The 16,078-nt window shown below is 72.4% G+C and carries 14 protein-coding genes; 6 read left to right on the top strand and 8 right to left on the bottom strand.

Annotated features, from left to right (window positions below):
* The first annotated feature begins 63 nt into the window (after positions 1–63).
* The gene (locus tag ACTWP8_RS22330; RefSeq protein ID WP_443323937.1) at positions 64–4,707 is read left to right on the top strand and encodes a PAS domain-containing protein; all 4,644 of its coding nucleotides are present in this window, start codon (positions 64–66) and stop codon (positions 4,705–4,707) included.
* Positions 4,708–4,877: 170 nt separating this feature from the next.
* On the opposite strand, the gene ACTWP8_RS22325 is transcribed toward ACTWP8_RS22330, so the two are convergent.
* The 6 genes from ACTWP8_RS22325 to ACTWP8_RS22300 all read right to left on the bottom strand — a co-directional run bounded on the left by ACTWP8_RS22325 (position 4,878) and on the right by ACTWP8_RS22300 (position 11,050).
* On the bottom strand, positions 4,878–6,527 hold the full coding sequence (locus ACTWP8_RS22325) for a long-chain fatty acid--CoA ligase (RefSeq protein WP_443323936.1): 1,650 nt from the start codon (positions 6,525–6,527) through the stop codon (positions 4,878–4,880).
* A gap of 151 nt (positions 6,528–6,678) precedes the next feature.
* A complete protein-coding gene (locus tag ACTWP8_RS22320; protein ID WP_443316316.1) occupies positions 6,679–7,209 on the bottom strand; it encodes a SigE family RNA polymerase sigma factor in 531 nt (176 codons plus the stop codon).
* Positions 7,210–7,390: 181 nt separating this feature from the next.
* Positions 7,391–8,434 (bottom strand): DUF1906 domain-containing protein, encoded by a 1,044-nt coding sequence (locus ACTWP8_RS22315; RefSeq protein ID WP_443323935.1) that lies wholly within the window; start codon positions 8,432–8,434, stop codon positions 7,391–7,393.
* Positions 8,435–8,497: 63 nt separating this feature from the next.
* Entirely contained in the window at positions 8,498–9,664 is a 1,167-nt protein-coding gene (locus ACTWP8_RS22310) for a lipid-transfer protein (RefSeq protein WP_443323934.1), read from the bottom strand.
* Complete coding sequence (locus ACTWP8_RS22305; RefSeq protein WP_443323933.1) at positions 9,661–10,077, bottom strand: MaoC family dehydratase; 417 nt, start codon at positions 10,075–10,077, stop codon at positions 9,661–9,663. The genes ACTWP8_RS22310 and ACTWP8_RS22305 overlap by 4 nt, the downstream gene beginning before the upstream one ends.
* A gap of 4 nt (positions 10,078–10,081) precedes the next feature.
* Complete coding sequence (locus ACTWP8_RS22300; protein ID WP_443323932.1) at positions 10,082–11,050, bottom strand: bifunctional MaoC family dehydratase N-terminal/OB-fold nucleic acid binding domain-containing protein; 969 nt, start codon at positions 11,048–11,050, stop codon at positions 10,082–10,084.
* A gap of 238 nt (positions 11,051–11,288) precedes the next feature.
* Here ACTWP8_RS22300 and ACTWP8_RS22295 point away from each other — a divergent pair, with 238 nt between their 5' ends.
* Positions 11,289–12,227 carry a bifunctional DNA primase/polymerase gene (locus ACTWP8_RS22295; protein ID WP_443323931.1) on the top strand — a complete coding sequence of 313 codons (939 nt, stop codon included), beginning with the start codon at positions 11,289–11,291 and terminating at the stop codon, positions 12,225–12,227.
* Here ACTWP8_RS22295 and ACTWP8_RS22290 read toward each other — a convergent pair whose 3' ends face one another.
* Complete coding sequence (locus tag ACTWP8_RS22290) at positions 12,228–13,196, bottom strand: class I SAM-dependent methyltransferase (RefSeq protein WP_443323930.1); 969 nt, start codon at positions 13,194–13,196, stop codon at positions 12,228–12,230.
* A gap of 103 nt (positions 13,197–13,299) precedes the next feature.
* Here ACTWP8_RS22290 and ACTWP8_RS22285 point away from each other — a divergent pair, with 103 nt between their 5' ends.
* From ACTWP8_RS22285 to ACTWP8_RS22270, 4 genes are all read left to right on the top strand, one after another.
* Positions 13,300–13,974, top strand: coding sequence for a helix-turn-helix domain-containing protein (locus ACTWP8_RS22285; protein ID WP_443323929.1), 675 nt, complete (start codon positions 13,300–13,302; stop codon positions 13,972–13,974).
* 50 nt (positions 13,975–14,024) lie between these two features.
* Entirely contained in the window at positions 14,025–14,375 is a 351-nt protein-coding gene (locus ACTWP8_RS22280; RefSeq protein WP_443323928.1) for a DoxX family protein, read from the top strand.
* A 123-nt stretch (positions 14,376–14,498) separates the two neighbouring features.
* Positions 14,499–14,993, top strand: coding sequence for an HIT family protein (locus tag ACTWP8_RS22275; RefSeq protein ID WP_443323927.1), 495 nt, complete (start codon positions 14,499–14,501; stop codon positions 14,991–14,993).
* 93 nt (positions 14,994–15,086) lie between these two features.
* Positions 15,087–15,545: an SRPBCC family protein gene (locus ACTWP8_RS22270; protein WP_443323926.1), complete on the top strand. Its 459-nt coding sequence runs from the start codon at positions 15,087–15,089 to the stop codon at positions 15,543–15,545.
* A 185-nt stretch (positions 15,546–15,730) separates the two neighbouring features.
* Here the strand turns inward: ACTWP8_RS22270 and ACTWP8_RS22265 are convergent, their stop codons facing one another.
* Positions 15,731–15,904, bottom strand: coding sequence for a hypothetical protein (locus ACTWP8_RS22265; RefSeq protein ID WP_443316305.1), 174 nt, complete (start codon positions 15,902–15,904; stop codon positions 15,731–15,733).
* Positions 15,905–16,078: the final 174 nt, after the last annotated feature.

The following is a 16,078-nucleotide window of genomic DNA, read 5'->3' as shown; positions in this document are numbered from 1 at the left end:
GGACGCGCGGCAGAATGGCCGGGGCTGTCGGCAAGATGCAGTGATCAGGGAGGAATGGTCGTCGTGAGCAGCAGGCCATCCCGAGGCGCTGCTCGGCTTGCCGCCATACTCGACGCGCTCCCCGACGCCCTGTTGCTGGTGAACTGCAATGGCACGGTCGTCAACGCCAACACCATCGCCCTCGAGACTTTCGAGTCGCCCGGCACCGCGCTCGTCGGCCGCGGCCTCCTCGATCTCCTGCCGTCCTTCGACTCCAAGCGCATCCCCGGCTCGATGCGGCGGCCGGACGACGACGAGGGCAGGACCAAGCCGACCAGGATGGTCGCACGGCGCACCGACGGCTCCGAGTTCCCGGTCGAGGTGACCAGCGCAAATCTGGAGGACGGCCGCACTCCGTACGCGGACCTGTCCCTGCACCACTACACGGGCGACGAGCTGCTGATGCTGGTCGTACGGGACCTGTCGGGGACCGTGGACACCGAGGCCGAGCTGGCCCGCCAGCAGCGCCAGACCGAGATGATCCTGCGCGCCGCGGCCGAGGGCGTCGTCGGCGTCGACACGGACGGCAAGGTCGTCCTCGTCAACCCGTCGGCCGCGCAGATCCTCGGCTACCGCGCCAGCGACCTCGGCGGCAAGGAACTGCACCCGCTCATCCACCACTCCAGGCCCGACGGCACCCCGCTGCCGTACAACGAGTCGCCGCTCGCCGACAGCCTCCGCTCCGGTCGCAAGCACCGCGTCCGCGGCCAGGTGCTGTGGGCGAAGGACGGCCGCGCGGTGCCGGTCGACCTGACCACCGCGCCCGTACGGGACGGGGACCAGCTCGTCGGCGCGGTCATGACCTTCACCGACCGGCGCAAGTACGACGCCGTGGCCGCCCGGCACGCGCAGCTGCTGGCCGTGCTGGACGAGGCGCTGCGCGGGCCGCTCGACCAGCTGCGCTCGGAGCTGGGCACGCTCGCCGCCGACCCGGCCGGGCAGCTGTGGCCCGAGGCCAACCAGATCCTGCACTACCTGACCGCCGGGTACGCCCGGATGACCACGCTCATCGACAACGTGCTCAGCTACCAGCGGCTGGACTCCGGGCGCGACCGGCTGGACCGGGAGCCGGTCTCGCTCGACGGAGTGGTGGCGGCCGGTGTCGAGGGGGCGATCGAGCTCATCGGTCCCGGGCGCGCGCAGTTCGCGGTCCACGCGCCGCCGATCGAGGCCGAGGTCGACGCCAAGCGGCTGGCCCAGGCCCTCGCGCACCTGATCGCGGACGTGGCCGGGGTCGACGCGACGGGGAAGGCCCCGGTCGGCGGCGTCGCCGGCGACTCGACGATCGTGGTGGCGGCCGCACAGCGCGGCGAGGTCGTACGCATCGAGGTGCGCGGGCCGTACGCCGGGGGCGACCCGGTGCACGAGCCGATCGTGCGCGGCATCGTGGAGCGGCACGGAGGCGTGCTGCAGACGCACGAGGTGCCGGGGACGAACGGCAGCTCGTACGTTCTCGAGGTACCTCTGGCCGCCGGGGGTGGCACAGCGGGGGAGCGGCCGCCCGCCGACGTCCAGGACCGTGACAACGCGACGACCGTGATGCCGGTGCCGAGGGAGCGGGCGCGCGGCACGGCGGAGGCGCCGGACGCGGCGCAGGACGGCGGAGACTCCGGCGTGGACCCGGACGCCGGTGCGAGTACGGACTCGGGTCCACGCGCGGGCGCGGGCGTTGACGCGGGCAACAGTTTCGGTGGCGCCGCCGGGCAGGTCCCCGCGCAGTCGACCGGCTCGCAGAGCCTCGCCGACGCGGCCGCGGCCGCACCCGGTCCGGTCGTCGATCCACGCGATCCGGAAGCGGACTCCGGTGGGCAGGGCTCGGCCCAGGGCGGATCCCTCCCTGACCTGTCGGCCGTGGAATCGCAGGTTCCCGAGACGTGGAACAGCGCGGCACAGAGCTCGAACGGGGCCGCCGCACAGGCTTCGGGCTCCGCGCAGGTCCCGGCAGACCCGAAGCCGACCGGGCGGCGGCGCGGGCGGCCCAGTCCCGCCGAAAGCGAGGGCCAGGAGGCCGCCGCGCGGTCGGCAGGACCGAGGACGGGCCGCCGCGCCCGGCACGGCGGCGGCGGTCAGGACCAGTCATACGGCTCGCAGGACCAGTCGTACGGCTCGCTGGCCACCGCGGCGGACGAGCGGCCGGAGCAGGACGCGGACGGCTCGGGCCGCGCCGCACAGAACGGTTCGTACGTCGCTGGTGCAAACGGCGTGGTCGCCGTACCGGCCCAGGGCACGGGATCCGAGCCGCAGGCTTCCGCGCTGCCTGCCCTGCCCGGGGCGCCGGCGGACAACGGGCAGCAGACGGGCTGGGCCAATCCCGGCAACCAGGGGCAGGGCCCGGGTCAGCAGGGCCTCAGCCCGGTACCGTCACAACTGCGTCCGGCAGCGCTGAACGGCTCCGGCACACCTGTACCGCCCCAGGGCACCGGCCCCGAGCGGCAGGGCGCGCCCGCGGAGCCGACAGGCCGCCGCGCCCGCCGGGCCGGGGCGTCCGCGCAGGCCACGCCCGCGGAACCCCAGTCGTCCGCCGTCGCGCTCCCGCCCGGGGGCGGGGCAGCGCCCGGCCCCACCGCTCCCGGCGACGACGTGCCGGGGCCCGGGCCGGGGCCGTACGACGACCTCGCTGCCGGACAGCCGTACGCCCAGGACAGCGGTTCCGCCGAACCGACCGGCCGACGTGGACGCCGGGTCGCCCCGCCCTCCCAGGGCACGCCGCCGGCACTCGCCGGTCCTGAGCCGCAGCAGCAGCCGCAGCCGTACGGGCCCGAGGGCGACGACCAGGCGCAGCCTCCGGCGGGAGGCAGGCCCGCGGGGCGGAGGGCGCGTCGGGCGCTGGCCGACGGCGGGCTCGATCGGGCTGTTCCCGGACCGGGACCGGAATCGGGTGAGGAGCAGGCCGCAGGAGGCGGGACGGGCGGGAGCCGCCGGGCTTTCGCGTTGCCGCCCGCCGAGGCCGACCAGAAGGCCGGGGCCGCCGGCGCCGGGCAGCCGGGTGCCTGGGACGCGGACGCGCAGGGCCGTCACGACCTGGCACCCTCCGCCGTCGACGCCGACCACACGCCGCCGCGGGCGCACCCGGTGCCCACCGGCCGCCGTCGCGCACGGCGGGATCCCGCCGAGGAGCAGCAGGCCCAGAACATGGCAGGCGGACCGGGCCAGAGCACTCCTGCCCAGAGCACTCCTGCCCAGGACGCTCCCCCGCAGGGCGTCCCGGCTCCGGCAACACCGCCGCAGGCCATCCCCGCCCAGGGGGGCCCGTCGCAGGGAGTTCCCGCCCAGGACGCCGCGAGCCCCGGCACCCCGCCCCAGGGAACCGGCATGCCCGGTGCCCTGCCCGAGCCGGTGGACCCGGCGGGTCCGGCGGCTCCGGTTCCCCCGCAGCAGGCCGCGCCCCAGCCCCGGACAGCGGCCCAACCCGAGCCTCAGTCCCCGCCGTACGGCACGCGCGCGGCACAGCCCCTGCCCCCCGCACAGCCCCTGCCCGCCGAGGCCCCCGCTCCCGCGCAGCAACCGCAGCCCCAACCGCAGCAGCAGCCCTCGGCCGCCGCTCCCGAGGGCCCTGTCGCTGGTCAGTCGCGGGCCATCAGCGTGCGGACGCTCGGTCAGGGCGTGCCCTTCGCGCAGCAGGTCGCCGATCAGCAGCGCCCCCAGATGCCGCAGCCGCCCACCGGGTCCGGCAGGCGGCGCAAGCTCGCCGCCCCGCCGCAGGAGGAGGGCGAGCGGACGCCCGCCGGCGCGCTCGAGCCCGCCGCACGCCCGCGTGAACCGCAACTGCCACAGCAACCGCAACAGCCGCAGCAGCCCCCGCGGTTGCTGGACACGCAGGAGGGCCGGGCGTACGCCATCGGCGCGCCGGACGAGGGCTCCGAGGGCCCGGAGCCGCTGGACGGCCCGAACGGCGCCGTGGACGTCACCGACTCCCAGGCCGCCCCGCCGATGGACGACGAGCTGCCGCCGGAGCCGCTCGACAATCCGCGGCGGCTGCTGGTCTGGCCCGCGCCCGACGTCTCCACCCAACAGGCGCTGAGCGACCGCGGCTACCGCCCCGTCATCGTTCACTCCCGCGAAGAAGTGGACGCACAGATCGCGGCCTACCCTGCGGCGCTGTTCGTCGACCCGCTCACCGGGCCGATCACCAGGACGGCGCTGCAGTCGCTGCGTACGGCGGCGGTGGCGGCCGAGGTTCCGGTGCTGGTGACGGCCGGGCTCGGGCAGGCGACGCGGGAGGCGGCGTACGGCGCCGACCCCGCCGTACTGCTGAAGGCGCTCGCTCCGCGCGACAGCGAGCAACACCCGCCGCGCGTGCTGCTGATCGAGACGCACGACGCCATCGCGGGTGCGCTCGCGGCAACGCTCGAGCGGCGCGGTATGCAGGTCGCGCGTGCCGCATCGGACGCGGACGCCGTGACGCTCGCGGCCCAGATGCGGCCGAACCTGGTGGTGATGGACCTGATGCAGGTGCGCCGCCGGCGCGCCGGGATCGTCGACTGGCTGCGGGCGAACGGGCTGCTCAACCGCACCCCGCTGGTCGTCTACACCTCCGCCGACATGGACCCCGCCGAGCTGCCGCGGCTCACCTCGGGCGAGACGGTCCTGTTCCTCGCGGAGCGCTCGACGAGCCCGGATGTGCAGAACCGGATCGTGGACCTGCTGGCGAAGATCGGCGCCAACTGAGACTCAGCCCCCGCACAGGCGGCCCCGGGGCACGCGCGCATGCACGGGCACAGGACGCGCGCGTGTACGGGCACAGGTACGCGCGCGTGTGCAGGGCCGACCCCCTGCATGCGCGCATGCGCCGGGGCGGTGGCCAACGCTGGCCACCGCCCCGCCCTGCCCATCACTCCTCACACCTCGGTGACGTCCAGCTCCCCGTCCGCGTACTGCCTGCGCAGCACCTTCTTGTCGAACTTGCCGACGCTGGTCTTCGGCACGGCCGGGATGACGGCCCATCGCTCGGGCAGCTGCCAGCGCGCGATCCGCTCCCCCAGGTACGCCTTGAGCGCCTCGTAGTCGGGAGCGGCGCCGTCCTTCAGGACGACGGTGGCCAGCGGCCGTTCGCCCCACTTCTCGTCGGGTACGGCCACGACCGCCGCCTCGGCGATCTCCGGGTGACCCATCAGGTGGTTCTCGAGCTCGACCGACGAGATCCACTCGCCGCCGGACTTGATGACGTCCTTGGCCCGGTCGGTGAGGGTGAGGAAGCCGTCCGGGGTGATGGTGCCGACGTCGCCGGTGCGCAGCCAGCCGTCCTCGCTGAACTTGTCCGCGGGCCGGAGCGGCTCTCCGTCCGACCCGCCGTAGTACGCGCCCGCGATCCACGGGCCCCGCACCTCCAGCTCACCGGCCGACTCCCCGTCCCACGGCAGGAATTCGCCGCCCGGCCCCGCGAGCCGGGCTTCGACGGACGCGGGGAAGCGGCCCTGGGTGAGGCGGTACGGCCACTCCTCGTCGGCGGTGAGCCCGGCCGGCGGGTGGGCGACGGAGCCGAGCGGCGAGGTCTCCGTCATGCCCCAGGCGTGCACGACCCGGATGTCGTACCGCTCCTCGAACGCCTTCATGAGCGCCGGCGGGCAGGCCGACCCGCCGATGACGACGGTCCGCAGGCTGGACACGTCACGCTGCTTGGCGTCGAGCTCGCCGAGCAGCCCCTGCCAGATCGTCGGAACGGCGGCGGCCAGGGTCGGCCGCACGGTCTCGATCATCTCGGCCAGCGGCTCGGGCTGCAGGAAGCGGTCGGGCATGAGCAGCTCGGTGCCGCCCATGAAGGCGGCGTGCGGCAGCCCCCAGGCGTTGACGTGAAACATGGGGACGACGGCCAGCACGGTGTCCGCGGGCGTCGTCGCGAAGGACTCGGCGCTGTTGACCTGCATGCAGTGCAGGTAGATCGAGCGGTGGCTGTAGAGGACGCCCTTGGGGTCGCCGGTGGTTCCGGAGGTGTAACAGAGGGCGGCGGCCTCACGCTCGTCGAGCTCCGGCCAGGCGAAGTCGGTGGGGCGGTCGGCGATCAGCTCCTCGTAGTCGTGGACGCGGACCCGGCTCCCATCGAGGAGGGAGCGGTCGCCGGGGCCGGACACGACCACGTGCTCGACCGGCTTCATGTGCTCCAGGAGCGGAGCGAGGAGCGGGAGCAGCGTGCCGTTGACGATGATCACCCGGTCGGCGGCGTGGTTGACGATCCAGGCGAGCTGCTCGGCGGGCAGCCGGAGGTTGAGAGTGTGCAGGACCGCGCCCATGGAGGGGATGGCGAGGTACGCCTCCATGTGCTCCCCGTTGTTCCACATGAGGGTGGCGACGCGCTGGTCGCCGACCACGCCGAGCTCGTCGCGCAGAGCGTGCGCCAGCTGCGCGGCGCGGGCGCCGATCTCGGCGAAGCTGCGGCGCTCCGGTTGGCCCTCTCCGGTCCACGTCGTCACATACGAGCCTGCGTGGACGGTCGATCCGTGCCGCAGGATGCGGCTGACTGTCAGCGGTACGTCCTGCATCGTGCTCTGCACCGAGGCCTCCCGAGGGCGCGGTTACGCGAAGGTAATAGTGACGTGATTCTGCTTCCATACCATCTGGTATGTCACTACCCCGCGCACTACGTACGGGGTGTGGCCTCGCCCACGTTTCCGGGACACGGCTTACGGAATATGCTGCGCCGGATCAGGCGGCGCGGCTGAGCTCGGGGTCCTCGCGGAGCTTGGACAGCGCACGGGAGACGGCGCTCTTGACCGTGCCGACCGAGACGCCGAGCACTTCCGCGGTCTGGGCCTCGCTCAGGTCCTCGTAGTACCGGAGGACGACCATGGCCCGCTGCCGGTCCGGCAGCCGGAGTATCGCGCGCCACATCGCATCGCGCAGCACCTGCTGCTCGGCCGGGTCCGGGGCGGGGGCGGCGTCGGGCTCGGGCAGCTCGTCGCAGGCGAACTCGTCGACCTTGCGCTTGCGCCACTGCGAGGTGCGGGTGTTCACCAGCGCCCGTCGCACGTACCCGTCGAGGGCACGGTGGTCCTCGATCCGCTCCCAGGCCAGGTACGTCTTCGTCAGCGCGGTCTGCAGCAGGTCCTCGGCGTCGCACGGGTTCGCGGTCAGCGAGCGGGCGGTGCGCAGCAGGACGGGACCGCGTGCTCGCATGTACGACGAGAAGGACGGGAAAGCTGCGGCGGATGCGCTGGAGCAGACTGGCGTGGTCATGCCCCAAAGCTAGGAGCGCCGGGGGTCACCGCGGATCGCCCGGAGGTCCCGATGAAGGGTCAGCCTCAGGTTGTACGGGCGCGGCGGGCCCCACCTCCCACAGATGGAGGGGTCTCCGCCCTGGGTCAGGGTCCGTACGCGGGCCTGGATCAGGGTCGAGGGCGGGCGCCCGGCCGGGACCTCACTGAGCGGTCTTCTGGGCCGCCTTCTGGGCAGGGTTCTTGGCAGGGTTCTTGGCGGCGTTCTTGGCGGCCTTCTGGGCAGGGTTCTTGGCGGGGTTCTTGGCAGCCGTCCGGGCAGGGTTCTTGGCGGCCGTCCGGGCGGGCTTCTTGCCGGGCCTCTTGGGGGACTTGCCGTCGTCGAGGGGCTCGTCCAGGTCGACGACCGCGACGGGCGCGTCCACCAGGTTGGGGTCGATCTTCATCTTCACCCCGCCGTATTCCTCCACGACGTTGCCCTTGAACTGGTGGATGCGGCGGTGCGGGCCCCATGCCGCGCGGTCGAGCACCTGCTCCTCGTACAGCGAAGGCGGAACGTTCCAGCGCGCGAACCAGAGGATGTCAGGGAGGTCCCGCACCCCGCGCCGCCGCGCGCTCTCGATGTGCTCCACGCCCGAGGTGGAGCTGGAGTAGAACCCGGCGAAGTAGCCCTGGCGGCGCACCTCGCGGCTCCACGCGCGGACGAAGGCGAGCGTGTGCTCCGCGCACTCGGCGTCGCGCTGGTCGTACGCCTCGACGTCGAGGTAGAGGGCGCTGCGTTCGCGCATGCCGAGTGCGGCCGCCCGCTCGAGGGCGTCGCGCGCCTCCTCGACGCCCCGGGTCCAGGGATCCCCCTCGATGGGCACGTGCTTCTTGCCGTCGTTGAACACGCACGGGGACTGCGAGCCGACGTAGAGCGGCAGCACGTTCCAGCCCGACCTGTGCACTTCCCTGATCCAGCGCGGGCCCAGGTGGGTCTGCTGCTTGCAGGCCCGGCCGCGGCCCCCGAAGTAGACCCCGACAGCCCGGTAGTGGGACTTCCGCCAGGCGTTCATGGAACCGAGGGACGGAGCCTCGCAGGTGTCGAAGGCCAGTCCGGTGAAGACCTCGGCGCCCGCCGACCGCGGGTCGCCGTCGCCCGGGTCCTTCGCGGCAGCGCCGGTTCCGGCGAACAGCCCGCCCAGTACGGCCGCCATGGCCGCCAGCAGCGCGATCACATATTGAATGATCTTCTTTCGTCGTTCCATAGGGCGAGTGAACGGCCCCCGCAACCTGAAGAGTCGTCAGACACGCGACATGGGGGAGAGAAGTCAGCCGTACGCACCAATCAGCAGCCCGGATGTCGGAACTCCGGTTCCCGCCGTCACCAGGACCGTGCTAGCGCCCGTCACCTGGTTCACGGAGCTGCCGCGCACCTGCCGTACGGCCTCGGCGATGCCGTTCATGCCGTGCAGATACGCCTCGCCGAGCTGGCCGCCGTGTGTGTTGATCGGCAGCTCGCCCGCGGCGACGAACCCGGCCGCCTCGCCCGGCGGGCAGAAGCCGAACTCCTCCAGCTGCATCAGAACGAACGGGGTGAAGTGGTCGTAGATGATCCCCACGTCGACGTCGGTGGGCCGCAGGCCGCTGCTGCGCCACAACTGGCGCGCCACGACGCTCATCTCGGGCAGGCCGGTCAGGTCGCCGCGGTAGAAGCTCGTCATCTGCTCCTGGGCGCGGCCCGCGCCCTGCGCCGCAGCGGTGACGACCGCGGGCGGGTGCGGAAGGTCGCGGGCCCGCTCGACGGAGGTCACCACGATCGCCTGCCCGCCGTCCGTCTCCTGGCAGCAGTCCAGCAGGCGCAGGGGCTCGACGATCCAGCGGGATGCGGCATGGTCGTCGAGCGTGATCGGCTTGCCGTGGAAGTACGCGGCCGGGTTGCTGGCCGCGTGGCGGCGGCCGGTGACGGCGACATGGCCGAACGCCTCGGGGGTCAGCCCGTACGTGTGGAGGTAGCGCTGGGCAGCCATGGCGACCCAGGAGGCGGGGGTGAGCAGGCCGAAGGGGAGCGACCAGCCGAGCGCGGCGCCCTCGGCCGAGGGCTCGCGGTGCTGCACCCCGGATCCGAAGCGGCGCCCGGACCGCTCGTTGAACGCGCGGTAGCAGACGACCACGTCGGCGACCCCGGTGGCGATGGCGAGGGCGGCCTGCTGGACGGTGGCGCAGGCCGCGCCGCCGCCGTAGTGGACCCGGGAGAAGAACGACAGCTCGCCGATGCCGGCTGCCTGGGCGACGGTGATCTCGGGGCTGGTGTCCATGGTGAAGGTGACCATGCCGTCGACGTCGGCGGGGGTCAGCCCGGCGTCGTCCAGCGCGGCGCGGACTGCCTCGACCGCCAGCTTCAGCTCACTGCGTCCCGAGTCCTTGGAGAACTCGGTGGCACCGATGCCGGCGATGGCCGCCTTGCCTCCCAGGGAGTCGCGGTTGCGGACACTCATGCGCTCTCCTCAGGCGACTGCTGGGCCCACTCCGGGAGTTCGACGGTGACCGTGCCGGTGACGTGGTGGCCGAGGTCGTTGGCGCCGGTCACCCGCACCTCGGCGACCCGGCCGGACACTTCGGTGACCGTGCCGGTCAACACCATCTCGTCGCCCGGGTAGTTGGGGACGCCGAGCCGGATGGCCACTTTGCGCAGCCTGGCCCCGCGCCCGAAGTGGTCGGTGATGTAGCGGCCGACGAGGCCGTTGGTGGTGAGGATGTTCATGAAGATGTCGGGGGAGCCCTTGGCCCTGGCCGCTTCGGCGTCGTGGTGCACGTCCTGGTAGTCCCGGGACGCGATCGCGCCGGCGACGATGAGCGTGCGGGTGACCGGGATGCGCAGCGGCGGCAGTTCCTCGCCGGCGTGGGTCATCGCTTCAGCCCTCGCTTCCCCGGAAGACGGGCAGCGTCAACTCTTCGTCGGGCTCGAGGAATCCGAGCTCCACCGGCATGCCGATCCGGACCTTGTCGTACGGCACCCCGGTGATGTTGCTGATCATCCGCACGCCCTCGGCCAGCTCGACCAGCGCCACCGCGTAGGGAGGGTCGAACGCGGGGAACGGCGGGTGGTGCATGACGACGTACGAGTAGACGGTCCCGGAGCCGGAGGCGCGTACGGTGTCCCAGTCCGCGGAGCCGCAGCTGTTGCAGCCGGGGAGCCAGGGGAAGCGGAGGCTCCCGCAGGGGGTGCAGCGCTGGATGAGGAGTTCGCGCCGCGCGACGCCCTCCCAGAAGCCCGCGTTGTCGCGGTTGACGACCGGCCGGGGGCGCCTGGCGGGCGATGGGCCCCGCTCCTCCTGCGGCCCTTCCTCCTGCGGCCTTTCCTCCTGCGGCCTCTTCTCCTGCTGGGTCCGCGGCTGCGGCTTCCTGGTCGCGGGCGCGTACTTGAGGATACGGAAGCGGTGAGTGCCCGCGGGCTCGCCGTCCGCGCGGACGTCCATGCGCGTGGTGACGAAGTGGCCCGTACCGAGCTTCGTCGTCTTCCGCGGTGACACCGACTCGATCACCGCGTCGAAGCTGATCCGGTCGCCGGGGCGCAGGGGCCGCAGATACTCCTGCTCGCAGTCCGTCGCCACGACCGAGGTGAACCCGGCCGCGTCCAGGAGCCCGAGCAGCTCGTCGTACGCCTCGGTCCGCCCCGTGTGCCCGGACAGCCCGCCCATCGTCCACGCCTGGAGCATCGTCGGCGGCGCGACGGCGGGGTAGGCGGGGCTGGTGTCGCCCATCGCCTCGCACCAGTGCCGGATCATGGGCTCGTTGACGGGATCCTTCCCCTCTCCGCCGGTCGCCGCGGGGCGCCCTTCGTACGCCTTGAGCCGCTCGTACAGCCCGTCGTCCACGCCCACCTCGTTCTGCCGTCGAGTTCCGGTGGTTCAGGTAGTTCAGGGTTTCTGACTGTCCGTCAGGTCAGGCCGCCTGTCAAGGTCGCGGAAACGGCTGCGGGACGACACTCCCGGGGGGCGCCGTCGCGCAGCAGAGGCGTTCCGGCGTATTTCGGCCAACTGCACCCTCAGAGGCCCTTTCGGGGCAAGAAGGCGGCCGTACCCCTTTCCGGAGTCGAACACATGCACGAAAATGTGGGGTATGGCCTCCTCCGGCATCCCCTGGCCTCCTGCCGAGGTTCCCCCGACGGCCGGGTTCCCCTCGGCCGACGCCCGCCGCCACGCCCTGGCCGCGGCGGCCCGTGGCCTCCTCGTCATCCCGCTGACCCGCGGCAAGCTGCCCGCCGTGCGCTCCCCGCACCACGCGGACCCCGAGCCCGTACGGTGCACCGGCGAGTGCGGCCGGGCGGGCCACGGCATTCACGACGCGACGACCGACCCTGCGGCGGTCCTGGCGCTGTTCGCCGCCGCGCCCTGGGCCACCGGCTACGGCATCGCCTGCGGCCGCGCCCCGCACCACCTCATCGGCCTCGACCTCGACGTCAAGAACGGCACGGACAGCCTCGCCGCACTGAGACGCCTCGCCCGCGAGCACGGTTTCACCCTTCCGCCCACGGTCACCGTCCTCACGCCAAGCGGCGGCCGCCACCTGTGGCTGACGGGCCCGCCCGGCAGGCCGGTACCGAACTCGGCCGGCCGTCTGGCCCCCGGCATCGACGTCCGGGGCACCGGCGGCTACCTCGTCGGCCCCGGCTCGTACAGCACCCGCGGCGTCTACCGGCTCGCCCCCGGCCCCACGGAACCGGCGCCCGCCCCGGCCCCCCTCGTACGCCTGCTCACCCCGCCTCCCGCGCGCCCCGGTCAGGGGGCGCAGGACGAACAGGGCCCGTACGCGTACGGCCCGGGTGGGCACGGCCGGAGCGGCGCCGCGCTCGTCCAGTTCGTACGGGACTCCCGGCCCGGGCAGCGGAACGACCGGCTCTTCTGGGCCGCCTGCCGGGCGTACGAGACCGGGCTCGGCCGGGACCTGGCCGCGGCCCTCACCGACGCGGCGCTCCACACCGGCCTCACGGAACGCGAGGCCCGCGCCACCATCGCCTCGGCGGCGCGGCACACGGCTCCGGGAGAAGCGGGGCTCTGATCAGGCGGGACGGTGGTGGTTGTTCCGTGCGGTGTGGACGGTCATGGCGGCGAGGTAGAAGGCATCGGGGCGTCCGAGGATGCCGGAGGGCGACTCGGGGTCGGTCAGCGTCTTCAGCACGTCGAGGTCGTCGGGCGCGAGGCGGTCCCCCATCTTGTCGAGCACACGAGTGAGTTGGGCCTGCAGGTACTCGCGCGGCCGCACGCCCAAGGGGGCCGGAAGGTCGACGAGGAACGAGCGGGTCCCGGCAGGGGTGAGGCCGGCGCCGGCGAGCATCGCGGGCCAGTCCTCGACCGCCGGGGTGTGGCCGGGCAGGGCGGTGCGCATCTCGGCGAACCAGTCCTCCGCGGCCGCGTCCAGCCTGGCCTGGAGCCCGGGCCGTCCGGTGCCGATGTCGCGGGGCAGGAAGCGCGCGGTGAGTCCGCGCTCGACGACCGCGAGCAGCCCTCCGGGCCGGAGTACCGCGCCGAGATCGCTCAGGGCGGCCTGCTGGTCGCCGAGGTGGTGGATCACCTGACGGGTCCAGATCACGTCGGCCGTACCGAGACCGGAGATCCCGTACGTCAGGTCGGCCTGGTGGGTGCGGACCCGGTCGGCGAGCCCCTCGCGGACGGCGCGCGCCCCGGCCCGTTCGAGCAGACTCGGCTCGCCGTCGACCGCGACGACCTCGGCACCGGGGAACACCCGGGCGAGCAGGGCCGAGGCGACACCGGGGCCGCTGCCCACGTCGAGGACGCGGCTGACCTCGGGGGCAGGGGCGGGGGCGTGGTTGGCGGCGGGGGCGTGGCCTTCGTCCGGGATGAGGCTCCGCAGCCAGGCCATCGCCTGTTCCAGGGCCGGGAGATGAATCTCGCCGTCCCGCTCGAGCTGGTCGCCGAAGGCCTCCCAGTCGATCGAGTCGGCGTGGTGGTCGGGGTGGTCAGGGTGCTTGTGGTCGTCGGGCTGCTGATGCCGGCTCACGGGCGTCATCTCCTGTTATCCGCTGTCTTCGCGAAGACTCCGCCCTGGAGGCTGCAGCTGTTGGTCCGGTTCCGACAACTTTTATTGCCATTTCCGGGACGCGCGTTTTGAAATGGCCGACATGGAGCACTCGCATTCCACCAGCCCCGCCGCCGACCCCACGGTCGGCCCCGGGGCCGGCCCAGCGGCAGCCCCCGCCCTCAGCGACGTCCTGGCCAGGGTCGGCCCGCGCCTGAAGCGCCTCCGTACCCAGCGCGGCGTCACGCTGGCGTCGCTGTCGGATACCACGGGGATCTCCAGGAGCACCCTGTCCCGGCTGGAGTCCGGGCAGCGCCGCCCCAGCCTGGAGCTTCTGCTGCCCATTGCCCAGGCGCACCGCGTACCCCTGGACGAACTGGTGGGCGCCCCCGAGATCGGCGACCCCCGCGTCCGCCTCGCCCCGCGCCGGGCCGGCGACAGGACCGTGGTCCCGCTGACCCGCTCGCCCGGCCCACTCCAGGCCTTCAAACTGGTCATCCCGCCCCGGCCCAGCGACGAGGAACCCGACCTGCGGACCCACGAAGGCTACGAGTGGCTCTACGTCCTCTCCGGGCGCCTGCGCCTCGTCCTGGCCGACCACGATCTGGTCCTGACCCCGGGCGAGGCCGCCGAGTTCGACACCCGCCTCCCCCACTGGTTCAGCAGCGCCGGAGAGGGCCCCGCCGAGATCCTCAGCCTCTTCGGACGCCAGGGCGAACGCATGCACATCCGCGCCAAGCCCCGCTCCCGCGGGAACCCCCGCAGCTGACCATTCAGGACGTATCATCCTGAATGTCAACAAGCTGTTGGAGCCGCACCATGTTTGTTGCCACCGTCCTCGTATCGCTCGTCCTCGCCGCGCTCCTGACGTACTCGGCCACCCGCAAGCTCAGCCACGAGGAGCGGGTCGTCCAGACCTACACCCGGGTGGGCGTCCAGGAGGACAAGCTCAACTACCTCGCGATCATCCTTCTCGCCGGGGCCGGAGGCCTGCTCCTCGGCCTCATCTGGGCCCCGATCGGCATTGCCGCCGCGATCGGACTGATCCTTTACTTCATCACCGCCTGCACCTTCCACATCCGCGCCAAGGACACCAAGAACCTCCCCGCCCCCCTCGTGATCGCCTTGCTCGCCCTGGTCGCGCTGATCCTGCGGCTGGCGACGGCGTGACGGGAAGCAGGGGTGTCCGGAGGTTCCGGACACCCCCGTCGGAGGCTCGGGCCGAGGCTGGAAGGTTGATGTCCTCGCCACGACAGGGAACGCTGGCCGCTTCCGAGCTGAGGAGTGGCAGCGTTGGACGAGGGTCCGGGTACCGATCCGGCATGCATGGCTTGCGGGCTCATCGCCGGTACTGAGTTCCTGCCGGGCGGGACGATCTTGAAGACCGGTGGGTGGGTCGTTGAGCACTGCGTGGGGCCGCTGGGCCTGGGGACGCTGGTGGTCAAGCCGATCAGGCACGTGATCCATGTGGCCGAACTGACGGCAGACGAATCCAGCGAGCTCGGCCCGCTGCTGCAGAGGGTCAGCTCTGCGGTCACTACGGCGATGGAGCCGGAGCAGGTGTACATCTGTCTCTGGTCCCATGCGGGCGCGGTGCCAGGGCACATCCACTTCATCGTGCAGCCTGCACTCAAAGACGATCTCGCCCGGTACGGCGCTTACGGACCTGCGCTGCAGATGGCCATGTTCGATGCCGGGCTTCTGCCCGATGCGGCAGCCGTGACCGACGTGTGTACTCGCCTGCGGACGGTTCTTGATGAAGGCTTGGGGCTGAGGGCTGAGGGCTGAGGGCTGATGACTCGCAGGCGCGTCTGGGGCCCTGCAGTTCCCGCCGCCTTCCTAACATGGGAAGTGCCGACACCTTGATCCAGGAGGTCCGTGATGACGCGCAACGGCGGGCTGAGGTTGCGCCTGCGGCGCGTGCTCGGCACACGGCCCTCGGTCGTATTCCGTGCGCTGACCGAACCGCAGGAACTGGCGAAGTGGTGGGGCCCTGACGGATTCACCATCCCGAGTGTGGAGATCGACCTCCGGCCAGGGGGCGGTTATCGGATTGGGATGCAGCCTCCCGAAGGTGATCGGTTCTACCTGGCAGGGGAATTCCGTGAAGTCGTCCCTCCAGAACGTCTGTCCTACACGTTCCGGTGGGAGGATCCAGATCCCGAGGACCAGGAGACGGTGGTGACCCTGTCGCTGCGCGAACTCGGCACTGAGTCGACGGAACTGGTGGTCACCCAGGGCGACTTCGCTACGGAGCGGCGCCGCGCTCTCCACGACGAAGGCTGGACTCAGTCGCTCAACAAACTCGAAGCGCTCGTATCGTCGGCCTCGTCGCCCTGAGATGTTCGCCGCCTGAGAGGGCGCTCCGCCTGATCGCCCTCGCGCGTTCGGCGCCGGCAGAAAGTTAGTCCGACTTCCGGACACCCTCCGCTCTGCCCGAGGCAGCCGCCGACAGCGCATGGAGCATCCGGACCGGTGAACCGGTCCGGATGGGGTGAGTGGTCGCCTGCGGCCCACCCGCGCGGCTACTGCGTGCTGGAGCCGCCGTCGTCAGCATCGTCCCCGCGCCAGGCCCTGCGGGCACGGTGCCAGGACTCGAAGATGCCGGGCAACTGGTCCAGTACGCCCTTGACGGCGAAAAGCAGAATCGTGCACACACCGGCGATGGCCAGAATCGCGAGGATGACGGTGTCGCCCAACGGTCCGACATTCTCTCTCTGAGGAGCGATCGAACCGGTCTCGCGAGGGGCGGGAACAGTTCGACCACTTTGGGAACATGGTCGAACTGATTTCCCGCCGGCACAGAAAATTCAGCTCGGGGCCAGGAAGCCCCGGTGGAGCAGGGTGAAGCGGGGTGGAGCGGGGCGCGGAAT

The sequence above is a fragment of the Streptomyces sp. 7N604 genome, from assembly GCF_052245475.1.
In the GTDB taxonomy this organism is placed as follows: Bacteria; Actinomycetota; Actinomycetes; order Streptomycetales; family Streptomycetaceae; genus Streptomyces.
Note: the sequence above shows the minus strand (reverse complement) of the source record. Positions and strands in the feature narration are given on the sequence as shown.